Origin of the sequence: Cellulomonas denverensis, from assembly GCF_012396125.1 — a bacterium.
GTDB classification, from domain to species: domain Bacteria; phylum Actinomycetota; class Actinomycetes; order Actinomycetales; family Cellulomonadaceae; genus Cellulomonas; species Cellulomonas denverensis.
Genome location: NZ_JAAXOX010000001.1, coordinates 192,574 through 204,994 on the forward strand (window position 1 = coordinate 192,574; position 12,421 = coordinate 204,994).

At 71.9% G+C, this 12,421-nt stretch carries 12 protein-coding genes and 1 tRNA gene; all 13 read right to left on the reverse strand.

The window, feature by feature from the left end:
- Nucleotides 1–27: 27 nt before the first annotated feature.
- The gene (locus tag HGA03_RS00885; RefSeq protein WP_168628337.1) at nucleotides 28–357 is read right to left on the reverse strand and encodes a DUF1048 domain-containing protein; all 330 of its coding nucleotides are present in this window, start codon (nucleotides 355–357) and stop codon (nucleotides 28–30) included.
- Entirely contained in the window at nucleotides 354–692 is a 339-nt protein-coding gene (locus tag HGA03_RS00890; RefSeq protein WP_168628338.1) for a PadR family transcriptional regulator, read from the reverse strand. Before HGA03_RS00890 ends, HGA03_RS00885 begins: the two co-directional genes overlap by 4 nt.
- Nucleotides 693–870: 178 nt before the next feature.
- On the reverse strand, nucleotides 871–1,200 hold the full coding sequence (locus tag HGA03_RS00895; protein WP_168628339.1) for a hypothetical protein: 330 nt from the start codon (nucleotides 1,198–1,200) through the stop codon (nucleotides 871–873).
- Nucleotides 1,201–1,380: 180 nt separating this feature from the next.
- Nucleotides 1,381–1,454, reverse strand: a tRNA-Leu gene (locus HGA03_RS00900).
- 74 nt (nucleotides 1,455–1,528) lie between these two features.
- A complete protein-coding gene (locus tag HGA03_RS00905) occupies nucleotides 1,529–2,956 on the reverse strand; it encodes an NAD(P)/FAD-dependent oxidoreductase (RefSeq protein WP_168628340.1) in 1,428 nt (475 codons plus the stop codon).
- A 67-nt stretch (nucleotides 2,957–3,023) separates the two neighbouring features.
- A complete protein-coding gene (locus HGA03_RS00910; protein ID WP_168628341.1) occupies nucleotides 3,024–4,175 on the reverse strand; it encodes a DUF1700 domain-containing protein in 1,152 nt (383 codons plus the stop codon).
- Nucleotides 4,172–4,501 carry a PadR family transcriptional regulator gene (locus HGA03_RS00915; RefSeq protein ID WP_168628342.1) on the reverse strand — a complete coding sequence of 110 codons (330 nt, stop codon included), beginning with the start codon at nucleotides 4,499–4,501 and terminating at the stop codon, nucleotides 4,172–4,174. The genes HGA03_RS00910 and HGA03_RS00915 overlap by 4 nt, the downstream gene beginning before the upstream one ends.
- A 788-nt stretch (nucleotides 4,502–5,289) precedes the next feature.
- Complete coding sequence (locus HGA03_RS00925; protein WP_239073475.1) at nucleotides 5,290–6,240, reverse strand: Ppx/GppA phosphatase family protein; 951 nt, start codon at nucleotides 6,238–6,240, stop codon at nucleotides 5,290–5,292.
- A 46-nt stretch (nucleotides 6,241–6,286) separates the two neighbouring features.
- Complete coding sequence (locus HGA03_RS00930; protein WP_373307649.1) at nucleotides 6,287–6,823, reverse strand: DUF501 domain-containing protein; 537 nt, start codon at nucleotides 6,821–6,823, stop codon at nucleotides 6,287–6,289.
- A gap of 119 nt (nucleotides 6,824–6,942) precedes the next feature.
- On the reverse strand, nucleotides 6,943–7,764 hold the full coding sequence (locus HGA03_RS18595; protein ID WP_239073476.1) for an FtsB family cell division protein: 822 nt from the start codon (nucleotides 7,762–7,764) through the stop codon (nucleotides 6,943–6,945).
- 151 nt (nucleotides 7,765–7,915) lie between these two features.
- Nucleotides 7,916–9,196: a phosphopyruvate hydratase gene (gene eno / locus HGA03_RS00940; RefSeq protein ID WP_168628345.1), complete on the reverse strand. Its 1,281-nt coding sequence runs from the start codon at nucleotides 9,194–9,196 to the stop codon at nucleotides 7,916–7,918.
- Between the two features lie 107 nt (nucleotides 9,197–9,303).
- A complete protein-coding gene (gene pntB / locus HGA03_RS00945) occupies nucleotides 9,304–10,800 on the reverse strand; it encodes a Re/Si-specific NAD(P)(+) transhydrogenase subunit beta (RefSeq protein ID WP_168628346.1) in 1,497 nt (498 codons plus the stop codon).
- Entirely contained in the window at nucleotides 10,800–12,365 is a 1,566-nt protein-coding gene (locus tag HGA03_RS00950) for a Re/Si-specific NAD(P)(+) transhydrogenase subunit alpha (RefSeq protein WP_168628347.1), read from the reverse strand. Before HGA03_RS00950 ends, pntB begins: the two co-directional genes overlap by 1 nt.
- Nucleotides 12,366–12,421 lie beyond the last annotated feature (56 nt).

Here is a 12,421-nt window from a genome sequence, read left to right on the forward strand (position 1 = left end):
TGCCCCCCTCGTTCGTGGATGGGTGGGTCAGGACTCGGTGGAGTCGATGGCGCGGGCCAGGCGGGTGCGCTCCTTGACGATCCAGGAGCCGGCCGGGTAGTTCCGCAGCAGTTCCTCGGCGAACTCCACCGGGTCCTCGCCGACGACGGCACGGACGGTGACGCCGTCCGCGGCGCTCTGCTCGAACAGCTCGGCCAGGTCGTCGAACAACTGCTGCAACTCCTCCGCCTTGCCCGGGCCGAGGGTGCTGACATAGCGCTCCAGCGCCTCGACGGCGGTGCGGTACGGGGTCGGCAGCGCCGCCACCCGGGCCTTGTACGCGCGGTACTGCTTCTTCTGATCGATCCAGTTGCTCATCGCTGCTCCCCTTCGATGCGGTGCAATCCGTCCAGGCGTTCCGCCAGGAACCGCCAGGTCTGCCAGAACTCGTCCAGCTGATCCCGGCCGCTGTCGTTGATCGTGTAGACCTTGCGCGGCGGGCCCTTCTCCGAGGGGACCTTGGCCACGTCGACCAGGCCCTTGTTCTCGATCCGGACCAGCAGCGCGTAGACCGTGCCCTCGGCGATGTCGTCGAAGCCCTGGCCGCGCAGCCAGCCGGTGATCTCGTACCCGTATGCGGGCCGGACGGCGAGGATCGCCAGGACGATCCCCTCCAACGTGCCCTTGAGCATCTCCGTCATCTGCTTGCCCACGGTGACGCCACCTCCCTTGGTTCTCGGTAGCCCTGGTACTTGGTGTCGCTGACTACCGGTACCAAGTTACGCCAAGTACCGGTACTTGGCAACAGTGAGTAGTGAGGAGTTTCCGGGGGCTCTCATGGCGAGTGCCCGCCCCCGGGGAGCCGGGGACGGGCACTCGTCGAGAGGTGCGTCAGTTCGGACAGTCCGCGCGCCCCACTCCGGGCACGACCCCGCCGAGGACATCCTGAGCGCACTGCACGCCGAGCAGATTGATGTTGGTACCCAGGAGAGCCTGGATCGGCATATTCGGGACGCAATAGCTGACGGTCGTGTCATTGACCGTCCCCGGGTAGGCAACCAGGTACGGGTCCTCCTCGAAGACGTTGCCCTCGATGAGATAGATCGTGCAGGCCGAACCGGGCGTCGCCGCCGAGGCCGGACCTGCCAGGGTGACCCCACCCAGGGTCGCCAGACCGAGAGCCAGCACGGCCCCCAGCGTCAGATGTGCTGACCTGCGCATGTGCTTCTCCTTCGCGCCGGGCCGCGGGTGACGGGCGCACCCGCCGACCACCCCCGCCCCGTGCGCGAGGGCTGCCTCGAGCGGACCACGCGGCCGGGGCCCCGGCAACGGCTGCCCACCCGGTGACCGGGGCCCGTCTCGCTGCATGACCCGCCGACCGCCGGGCCAGGCACGACCCGGTGCCCCCGGTGGGGTTCGAACCCACACTGGATCGGGTTTAAGCCGACTGCCTCTGCCGATTGGGCTACGGGGGCGCGGGGCCATCCTGCCGCAGACACGGCGACGCCCCGCACACCGGGTGTGGTGTGCGGGGCGTCGGCGACTGCGGTCAGGCCGTCGCGGGGGCCTTCGCCTCGGTGCTGGGCACCGGGCTGTGGTCGGCGGCCGGCTCGGCCTTCGGCTTCGGCGGGACCGAGGCGGCCCGGAACTCCGCGCGCGGGTCGTGGATCGAGCCCAGCGGCACGACCTCACGGCGCCAGAGCAGGTTGGCGGTCCAGCCGGCCATGATGTTGATCTTGCGGTTCCAGGTCGGCATCGCCATCACGTGGTACGTGCGGTGCAGCACCCAGGCGAAGAAGCCGCGGACCTTGATCTTGCCGAACATCTGGGCGACGCCCTTGTACATGCCGAGGGAGGCCACCGCGCCGACGTTCTTGTGCTTGTACTCGGTGGGCTGCGCCGAGCGGAGCACCAGCGCCAGGTTGTCCGCCAGGTGCTTGGCCTGGCGCAGCGCGTGCTGGGCGTTCGGCGGGCAGAACGCGCCCGGGTTGTACAGGTCCGGCACCGCGGCGCAGTCACCGGCGGCGTAGGCGTCCGGCACGATGTTGCCGGTCTCGTCCGCGATCTGCAGCGTCGCGAGGGCGGTGACCCGGCCCATCCGGTCCAGCGGCAGGTCGGAGTTCGCCAGCACCGGGTTGGCCTTGACCCCGGCGGTCCACACGATGGTCTCGGAGTCGAACTCGGTGCCGTCGGAGAGCACCACGTGCCCGTCGACGCAGGAGTTGAGGAAGGTGGACAGGAACACCTCGATGCCGCGCTTGCGCAGCTGCTCCAGGGTGTAGCCGCCGAGCTCCTCGGACACCTCCGGCAGGATCCGGCGCGAGCCCTCGACCAGCACGAACCGCAGGTCGGACTCCTCCAGCGAGGCGTACTGCTTGATCGCGTCCCGGGCCATGTCCTCGACCTCGGCGATCGCCTCCACCCCGGCGAAGCCGCCGCCGACAAAGGTGAAGGTCAGCATCCGCTTGCGCAGGTCGGCGTCCCAGGTGGACGAGGCCAGGTCGATCCGGCCCAGCACGTGGTTGCGGACCGCGATCGCCTCCTCCACGTTCTTGAAGCCGATCGCCTCCTCCGCCAGACCCGGGATCGGCAGCGTCCGGGCCACCGAGCCCAGCCCGACGATCAGGTGGTCGTAGGTGACCCAGTACGGCTCACCCTCCTCCGGGGTGATCTGCACGGTGCGGTCGGCGTGCTTGATCTCCGACACCTTGCCCTGCAGGACGTCGACACCCTTGAGCGCCCGCACGTGCGGGGCCACGACGTGCCGGGCGTCGATCGACCCGGCGGCGGCCTCCGGCAGGAAGGGCGCGTAGGTCATGTACGGCCGCGGGTCCACCACCACGATGGCGGCCTCGCGGTGACCCAGGCGCCGGCGCAGGCGCTGAGCCGAGTAGAGCCCGACGGTCCCGCCGCCGAGGATCAGGATGCGAGGCACCTTGCGCGGCTTGGCGCCGGTGGACACAGAGGACTGAGGCATGCCTTAACGGTAGATCCGTGCCACGGCCCCGGTCGACTCAGCACTGCGTGATTCTGGGCACAAAGTCCTACGAATCCGCTGGCCCGTCGGCGCTCACCGTGCTGGTCGCCGTCTCCTCGGCCTCCGGCGTGGGCGCTTGGTCCCGGTTGATCAGCTCGACGGCCGGGGCCTGGGCGAACGGCCGCGGCGGCTGCCGCAGCTGCTCACCGTCCACCAGCGGGAGCATGCCGCCCACCGGGTCGCCGGTGTAGTCGATGGCACTCTCCGGGGCACCGCTGAGCGGGTAGACGTTCCACCGGTTGCGGCCGTCGGCATCCTGCACCGGGTAGAACGTCCACGGCTCGCTCACTCCCGGGAGCTGGAGCGCATAGGGCTGCAACCCGTTGACGGACATGCTGACGGTCTGCACCGGACGCCCGCGGTCGTCGTAGATCTGTACCCCGGTCAGCGGCTTGCCGTCGGCGTCGTAGGCGAACAGGTTCGACACCTGCACCCCGTCCACGACGACGCCATCCGTCGGCTTGGCGACCGCGTTGCCGGCGGTGTCGACGTAGCGCACCTGCATGTTCGTCGCCGCCCAGTACATCTCCCCCGAGGCGCCGGAGACCGCCTGCACCACCGGCACGGCGGCCAGCACCGCGAACACGCTCACCGCGGTGGACGCCCAGCGCACCGGACGGCGATCACCGGCCCGGCGCCGCGCGATGCCGAAGGCCACCGAGGCGACCACCGTGGCCAGCAACGCCAGGCGCAACAGCCCCGACCAGGGCAGCGCCTCCCGGTTCTGCGGGCCCAGGTAGCGGCCGGCCGAACCGAGCTGCAGCACCACCTGGAACAGGATCCAGCCCCGGGCCACCCACCACACCGGCGCCAGGTCGCGCACCCAGGACGGCCGGGCCGCCCACCGGCTCCGGACCGCCCGCACCACGGGTCCCACCCGGCCGCGCAGCCGCCGCCCACTCGGCGCCGGCGAGCCCGCGAACGGCAGACCCGCCGCGGTGCACAGCTCCCGGGCGTAGGCCTCCGGCGTGCCGAATCGCGCCACCAGCGACTCCCGGTCCAGCGGGCCGGCCTCGTCGATGTCGTGCACCGCATCCGCCAGGTCCCCCGCCAGGCCGTCGGTCAGCTCGGCGGCCTCGTCGGGGTCCAGTCCGCCGAGCAGCGCGCGCACCTCCTCGACGTAGGCCTCCACCGCCCGCTCGCCCGTCACCGCGTTCATGCCGCTTCCTCTCCATCGAGCAGGCGGGTCATCGTCCCCGCGAACTCCTGCCAGTCCTTGCGCTGCTCCGCCAGGGACTGCCTGCCCTGCGGGTTGATGCCGTAGTACTTGCGGTGCGGGCCCTCGTCGCTCGGCACGACGTACGAGGTGAGCAGCCCCGAGGAGTACAGGCGCCGCAGCGTGCCGTACACACTCGCGTCACCGACCTCGGTCAGTCCGGCGGCGCGCAACCGGCGGACGACGTCATAGCCGTATCCGTCCTCGGCTGCGACGGTCGCCAGCACGGCCACGTCCAGCACGCCCTTCAGCAGCTGGGTGGTGTCCATCGGTCCTCCGTTCGGGGCTGCCCCCTGTGGTCTGGTGCGGGAGGCGACCCTCCTCGACTCCCGCACGATCGATACTACTGTGGAATGCGCACTACCTTCAAGCCCGAACTACTGCGTGGTGCGAAAGGCCTGGCCGCGGCCGGTGACTGCGGTGGTCCCGCACCGAGTTCGTGCCCGCCGCCACCGACCTCGGCGCCGCCTGACCGACATCAGGCGGGCGACACCCGCCTGACCGCGCAGCCGCCGGACGGCCCAGGTCGCCGGCCGTGCAGGGCGGGGCGTGGCGCGGGGCGTGGCGCGTGGCGCGTGGCGTGGCGCGTGGCCTAGGGCGTGGGACGTGGGGCGCCGAGTGTGGTGGATCGGCGGCGAGGTCGTGCGCCGGGATGCCGACCTGGGCGCCGATGTCACGAAGTCGGCGCGGGTACGGGGCAATAGACGGACCGGCTGACGCTGGATCCGGCGTCAGGGCCGGACGACCCCTGGCCTCGCGCGCAGCCGCCGGACGGCCCGGGTGGCCGCCGGTGCGGCGCGTGGGTACCGAGTGCGGTGGATCGGCACCAAGGTCGTCTACCCGGATGCCGCCGCCGCACCGAGAGTGCACGAATGCACGCCTCAGAGCTGCTGAGGCGTGCATTCGTGCACTCTCGGCGGACCTGGGCGCGCGAGGTCGGGTGCTGACGCTGGGTCCGGGCTCGGGCCGGGCGGGGATGGGGTCAGGCGGGGGTGGATCAGGCGGGAGTGGGTCAGGCGGGGGTGGGTCAGGCGGGGGTGGGTCAGGCCGGGGTGGGTCAGGCGGGGGTGGCGATGCTCCAGGCGATGCCGTCGAGGATGTCGTGCTCGGAGGTGACGACCTCGGTGAGCGACCCGCCGGCGGCGGCGACCTCGCGCTGGACCCGGAGCACCACCTCGCGCCAGATCAGGGCACCGGCGGCGATCACGTCGATCCGGCCGGGGTGCATGAAGCCGAGGGCGGCGCGGGAGTCGCGGTCGCGGGCGATCAGGTCGTCGCAGGCGGCGACCACCTGGTCGACGGTGAGGGTGGCGCCGTCGATCCGGTCCGGGCGGTAGCGGTCCAGGCCGAGCGCGTGCGCGGTGACGGTGGTGACCGACCCGGCGACCCCGACCAGGGTGCGGGTGCGGCCGACCGGCACCTCGGCGATCGCGACATCCAGGGCGGCGTGCACATCGGCGACCGCGGCGGCCACCTGCTCCGGGGTCGGCGGGTCGCTCAGCAGGTGCCGCTCGGTGATCCGGACACAACCGACGTCCATCGAGTGCGCGGCCGCCGGGCTCTGCTCGCCGAGCACGACCTCGGTGGAGCCGCCGCCCAGGTCGATCACCAGGTACGGCCCGGGCCGGCCGATCATGCCGGTGGCGCCGCGGAAGGACAGTGCGGCCTCCTCGACGCCGCCGATCACCTCCGGCTCGACGCCCAGGGCGTCCCGGACGCCGGCCACGAACTCGTCCCGGTTCTCGGCGTCGCGGGAGGCGCTGGTGGCGACGAACCGGATCGCCTCGACGCCCAGGTCAGTGCAGATCGCGGCGTACCGGCGGGCGGCGTCCAGGGTGCGGGCCATCGCCTCGGGGGCGATCCGGCCGGTGCGGTCGACCCCCTGGCCGAGTCGCACGACCTCCATCCGCCGGTCGAGGTCGACCAGGGTGCCGGCCTCCGGGTCGATGTCGGCGACCAGGAGCCGGATCGAGTTCGTGCCGCAGTCGATGGCAGCCACACGGGTCACGTGGGACATCCTTCCCGCCCGGCGGTGCCGGGGATCGTTCGAGGGGTCAGCAGGTGCAACGGTCGGGGCGCCAGCTGTCGCGCAGCCGGAGCAGCACCTCGTCGCCGACCGGGTTCACGCCGGGCCCGGCGGCCAGCGCGTGACCGAGCAGCGCGTGCAGGCACTTGACCCGGGTCGGCATCCCACCGGCGGAGATGCCGTCGATCTCCGGCACCTCGCCCAGCTCGGCGCGGTCGGCGAGGTACGCCTCGTGCGCCCGCTGGTAGGCGGCGGCGACCGGCTCGGTGCGCACCCACTCGCTGAGTCCGACCATCTGGCCGGTCGCCTCCAGGGTGCTGGCCCCGGCGACCGCCTCCGGGCTGGTCAGGTAGTAGGTGGTCGGGAACGGGCTGCCGTCGGGGAGCCGCGGGGAGGTGCGGACCACCAGCGGCCGGCCGCACACGCAGCGGGCGGCGACGGCGACCACGCCGCGCGCCGGGCGGCCGAGCTGTTCGCGCAGCACGTCCAGGTCCTCGGCATCGACCTCCGGGCGGCTGCGATCGGCCCGGGGCACCACGGTCGGGTCGGGCAGGACGGCGGGCAGGTCGGTCACGGGGTCCTCACGGGGGTGCTCACGGGGTCTTCACGGGGTCAGTCACCGGGTCGGGCGGGGCAGAACGGGGTGGAACAGGGCAAGACGAGGAACAGCCGGGCGCCGGGTGGTCACTCGGTCGCCGCGGGGTCGGGCACATTGTCCCCCGACTCGGCACCGGAACCCGCATCGGCACCGGATCCCGCCTCGTCGCCGCCCGCACCGGGGTCACCGCCCGCACCGTCCGCGCCCTCGCCGGTCTCCCCGGTGCCCGCGACCCCGGCCACCTGCACCGAGTCCCAGATCTGGGCGTACCACGGCCGGGTGGGGTCGGACTCCACGGCCGGGCCGTCGCCGGTGTCCTCGTCGGCGGTCTGTGCCGGGACGGACTCCGGGTCGGCCACCCGCAGCGCCTGCTCCCCCGGCATCACGAAGGCCAGCCGCTCCCGGGCCTGCGCCTCGACGTAGGCGGGGTCCGACCACCGGTCGAGCTCGGCCTGCAAGTCCTCGTTGCGCTGCTCGGCCGCGGCGAGCTCGGCGCGGGACTGCTGGAGCTGGACCTGCTGGTTGAGGTAAGACCGCAGGGTCGGGAACACCAGGATGAATGCCACGGCGAGCACGATCAGCATCACCAGCGCCCGGATGGTGAACAGCCGAGGCACCCGCTGCTGGACGGTCTCGCTGCCACCGCCCCGGCCACCACCGGAGCCGGTCCGGGCCGCGGGGCGCGCGGAGGCCGGACGGCTGGTCGACGACTTGGGGGTGGCCGCCCGTGCCGGTCGCACCCGCGGCGGAGTCGGACGGGGGGCGGCACCGGCCGGGCGCAGGGTGGCCGGGCGCTTCTCCTCGGACCGGCGCTGCTCCACGCCCCGCTGGCCGCTGCGCTGCACCTCACCGGAGTCCGCGCGCCCGGCACCCGGACGGGGTGCGGCGGGGCGGCGCGGGGCAGACATGTCCCCGATTCTGCCGTGTCCGGGCGGCGCGGGAGGGGACGCGGGCCGGTGCGTGTTGGTGAAGAGCCGGTGTCGGTGCCGACGGCGGACGTGCCGGAGGCCGGCGACCACGTGGGTCGCCGGCCTCCGGTCCGTGCGGTGAGCTGGTCGCTCAGGCCTTCCAGCGCGGGAAGGCGGTGCGGCCGGCGTAACGACCGGCGTCGTCCAGCTCCTCCTCGATCCGGAGCAGCTGGTTGTACTTGTTGATCCGCTCGCCGCGGGCCGGGGCACCGGTCTTGATCTGGCCGGCGTTGGTGGCCACCGACAGGTCGGCGATGGTGACGTCCTCGGTCTCACCGGAACGGTGCGAGGTCATCGTGGTGAAACCGTTGCGCTGGGCCAGGGTGACGGCGTCCAGCGTCTCGGTCAGGGTGCCGATCTGGTTCAGCTTGACCAGCAGGGAGTTGGCGGCCTTGAGCTCGATGCCCTTGGCCAGGCGCTCCGGGTTGGTGACGAACAGGTCGTCGCCGACGATCTGCACCTTGTCGCCGATCCGGGCCATCAGGGCCTGCCAGCCCTCCCAGTCGTCCTCGGCCAGCGGGTCCTCGATCGAGACCAGCGGGTAGTCGTTCACCAGCTGCTCGTAGTACTCGATCATGGCGGCAGCCTGCAGCTGCTGACCCTCGAAGGCGTACTTGTCGTCCGAGAAGAACTCGGTGGAGGCCACGTCCAGGGCCAGGCCCACGTCGACGCCCGGCTTGAAGCCGGCCTTCTCGATCGCGGTGATGATCAGGTCCAGGGCGGCACGGTTGGACTCGAGGTTCGGCGCGAAGCCACCCTCGTCGCCCAGGCCGGTGGCCAGACCGTTGGACTTCAGCACGGACTTCAGCGAGTGGTAGACCTCGGCGCCGGTGCGCAGGGCCTCGCGGAAGGTGGTGGCGCCGATCGGGGCGACCATGAACTCCTGGATGTCGACGTTGGAGTCGGCGTGCGACCCACCGTTCAGGATGTTCATCATCGGCACCGGCAGCACGTGGGCGTTCGGGCCGCCGATGTAGCGGAACAGCGGCAGGTCGGCCGAGTCGGCAGCGGCCTTCGCCACGGCCAGCGAGACACCGAGGATGGCGTTCGCGCCCAGCTTGCCCTTGTTCGGGGTGCCGTCGAGGTCGATCAGGGCCTGGTCCACCAGGCGCTGCTCGGAGGCCTCGAAGCCGATGATCTCCGGGGCGATCTCGTCGATGACGGCGTTGACCGCGCCCTCGACGCCCTTGCCCAGGTAACGGGACTTGTCGCCGTCACGGCGCTCGACGGCCTCGAAAGCACCGGTCGACGCGCCGGAGGGGACGCCGGCACGCGCGATGGTGCCGTCGTCGAGGGCGACCTCGACCTCCACAGTGGGGTTGCCGCGCGAGTCGAGGATCTCGCGGGCGCCGACGGCCTCGATGGTGGCCATGCGTGCTCCTTCGAATGCGGATGGGTATGCGACCTCAGCCTAGTGCCGACGGCCGCGGGAGTCGCCGGGACCTTCGGTGGACGAGGGTCCCGGCGGGTCTGGGCTGGTCAGAGCGCCTGGACGATCGCCTCGACCTGGGTCTTGGCGTCACCGAACAGCATCGCGGTGTTGTCCCGGAAGAACAGCGGGTTCTGCACCCCGGCGTACCCGGTGGCCATCGACCGCTTGAACACGATCACCTGGCCGGCCTCCCAGACCCGCAGCACCGGCATCCCGGCGATCGGCGAGTTCGGGTCGTCCAGCGCGGCGGGGTTCACGGTGTCGTTCGCACCGATCACCAGCACCACGTCGGTGTCGGCCAGGTCGTCGTTGATCTCGTCCATCTCCAGGACGATGTCGTAGGGCACCTTGGCCTCGGCCAGCAGCACGTTCATGTGCCCGGGCAGCCGGCCGGCGACCGGGTGCACGCCGAACCGGACCTCGACGCCCTGGGCCCGCAGCCGGGACACCAGGTCGGCGACCGGGTACTGCGCCTTGGCCACCGCCATCCCGTAGCCGGGGGTGATCACGACGGTCTTGGCGTTCTTCAGCAGTTCGGCGACCTCGGGGGCCAGGATCTCGCGATGTTCGCCGTAGTCCTGGTCGCCGCCCGCCACCGGGGCGCCACCGTCGGAGCCGAAGCCGCCGAGGATCACGCTGATGAACGAGCGGTTCATCGCCCGGCACATGATGTAGCTGAGGATCGCACCGGAGGAGCCGACCAGGGCGCCGGTGATGATCAGCAGGTCGTTGCTCAGCATGAAGCCGGTGGCCGCGGCCGCCCAGCCGGAGTACGAGTTCAGCATCGAGACCACGACCGGCATGTCGCCGCCGCCGATCGCCGCGACCAGGTGCCAGCCCAGGGCCAGCGCGATCACGGTCATCAGCAGCAGCGGCACCAGGCTCGGCGAGGCCAGGAACCAGACCATCAGCCCGGCGCTGACCACCAGGGCGCCCAGGTTCAGCCAGTTGCGGCCGGGCAGGGTCAGCGGGGCGGACTTCATCTTCGCCGACAGCTTGAGGTAGGCGACGATCGAGCCGGTGAAGGTGACCGCACCGATCAGCACGCCGAGGAAGACCTCGACCAGGTGCACGGTGTCCGGCCGGGGCGTGTAGATCGTGTCGGACAGCGGGGCGTAGGCGAACCAGCCCGAGACCGTGACCTCGGTCAGGTAGGAGTTGATCCCGACCAGCACCGCGGCCAGACCGACGAAGCTGTGCAGGATCGCGATCAGCTCGGGCATCTGGGTCATCTCGACCCGCTGCGCCCGCCACACGCCCACCGCGGCGCCGACGATCAGCACCAGGGCGATCAGCAGGAGGGTGACCAGCGCGTTGCGCTCGGACTGGTCCAGCGCCAGCACGATGGTCGCCACCAGGGCCAGCACCATGCCGACCATGCCGAGCAGGTTGCCGCGCCGGGCGGTCTCCTGCCGGGACAGCCCGGCCAGCGACAGCACGAACAGCACCGCCGCGATCACGAACGCGGCCTGCACGGCGGAGGTGAGGGTCGAGGACTCCGCCTCGGCGCCCAGCAACGCCGGGAACAGGGTGGGGACGGACATCAGGCGTCCTCCTTCCGGAACATGCCGAGCATCCGGTATGCCACCAGGAAGCCACCGAAGATGTTGACGCTGGCCACGGCCGCCGCGATCACCGACAGCACGGTGACCCAGAGGTTCGACGAGCCGATCTGCAGCAGGGCGCCGACCAGGATGATGCCGCTGATCGCGTTGGTCTGGGCCATCAGCGGGGTGTGCAGCGAGTGCGTCACCTTGCTGATCACGTAGTAGCCGACGAAGCAGGCCAGCACGAAGACCGTGAAGTGGCTGAGGAAGGCCGACGGCCCGAAGGTCATCGCCAGGCCGAGCAGCACCGCACCCAGGGCGAGTCCGACCATCTGCCGGCGGCCCTTGCGCTCCGCCTCGGCCCGCTCCCGGGCACGGACGGCCGCCGGGTCCTCCACCGGGGCGGCGGGGGCGGCCGGAGCGGCGGCGGACACCTGCACCGGCGGCGGCGGCCAGAGCACGCTGCCGTCGTGCGCCACGGTCATCCCGCGCTGCACCACGTCGTCCAGGTCGAGCACCAGCTGCCCGTCCTTGCCGGGGGTGAGCAGCTTCATCAGGTTGACCACGTTGGTGCCGAACAGCTGCGAGGTGTGCCGCGCCATCCGGCTGGTCAGGTCGGTGTAGCCCAGGATGGTCACGCCGTTCGGGGTGACGACCTTCTCCCCCGGGACGGTCAGCTCGCAGTTGCCGCCACCGGAGGCCGCCAGGTCCACGATCACGCTGCCGGGACGCATCGCGGCGACCATCTCGGCGGTGATGGTGCGCGGCGCCTTGCCGCGGACCAGGGCGGTGGTGATGACGATGTCGGCCTTGGCGGTCTCCTCCGCGTACATCTGCGCGGTGAGCCGCTCCTGCTCGGCGGTCAGCTCGGAGGCGTACCCGTCGGCAGAACGGCCCTGCTGCACTGCGCTGTCGGTCTCGGCCTGCACGAAGCTGGCGCCCATCGACTCGATCTGCTCGCCGACCTCGGGCCGGACGTCGAAGGCCCGCACCTGCGCGCCCAGGCTGCCCGCGGCACCGATCGCCGCGAGGCCCGCCACACCGGCGCCGATCACGAACACGGTCGCAGGGGGCGTCTTGCCGGCCGCGGTGACCTGGCCGGTGAACATGCCGCCGAACTCCTCGGCCGCCTCGATCACTGCCCGGTAGCCCGCGACATTCGACATGGTGGACAGCACGTCCAGCGCCTGGGCGCGGGAGATCCGCGGCACCGCATCCAGCGCCAGGCCGGTGACCCGCTGCTCCGCGAGTGCCTCGACCAGCTCCGGGTGCCCGGCGGGGGCCATGGTCGCGATCACCGTGGCACCGGCACGCAGGCTCGCCACCTGGGTGGCGGTCGGGGCGTCGACCAGGGTCACCACGTCACTGGACCAGACCGCCTCGGCGTCCCCGATCTGCGCACCGGCCTCGGCGTAGGCGGCATCCGGGTAACCGGCCGCCTCCCCCGCCGACTCCTGCACGACGACGTCGTACCCGAGCTTGCCCAGCTGGGTGACGGTGGCCGGGGTGGCGGCGACCAGGCGCTCGCCCGGTCTGCTCTCCTTCGGCACGCCGATCCTCATCGGCTCTCCTTCTGGTCGAGGGGTGCGCGGGCACGAACGGCCCGTGCCATCCTGCC

What these genes read in the sequence shown, in the direction of transcription:
- HGA03_RS00885 (WP_168628337.1), bottom strand. Translation starts at nt 357, where the DNA reads ATGAGCAACTGGATCGATCAGAAGAAGCAGTACCGCGCGTACAAGGCC.
- HGA03_RS00895 (WP_168628339.1), bottom strand. Translation starts at nt 1,200, where the DNA reads ATGCGCAGGTCAGCACATCTGACGCTGGGGGCCGTGCTGGCTCTCGGT.
- HGA03_RS00905 (WP_168628340.1), bottom strand. Translation starts at nt 2,956, where the DNA reads ATGCCTCAGTCCTCTGTGTCCACCGGCGCCAAGCCGCGCAAGGTGCCT.
- HGA03_RS00910 (WP_168628341.1), bottom strand. Translation starts at nt 4,175, where the DNA reads ATGAACGCGGTGACGGGCGAGCGGGCGGTGGAGGCCTACGTCGAGGAG.
- HGA03_RS00915 (WP_168628342.1), bottom strand. Translation starts at nt 4,501, where the DNA reads ATGGACACCACCCAGCTGCTGAAGGGCGTGCTGGACGTGGCCGTGCTG.
- HGA03_RS18595 (WP_239073476.1), bottom strand. Translation starts at nt 7,764, where the DNA reads ATGTCTGCCCCGCGCCGCCCCGCCGCACCCCGTCCGGGTGCCGGGCGC.
- eno (WP_168628345.1), bottom strand. Translation starts at nt 9,196, where the DNA reads ATGGCCACCATCGAGGCCGTCGGCGCCCGCGAGATCCTCGACTCGCGC.
- pntB (WP_168628346.1), bottom strand. Translation starts at nt 10,800, where the DNA reads ATGTCCGTCCCCACCCTGTTCCCGGCGTTGCTGGGCGCCGAGGCGGAG.
- HGA03_RS00950 (WP_168628347.1), bottom strand. Translation starts at nt 12,365, where the DNA reads ATGAGGATCGGCGTGCCGAAGGAGAGCAGACCGGGCGAGCGCCTGGTC.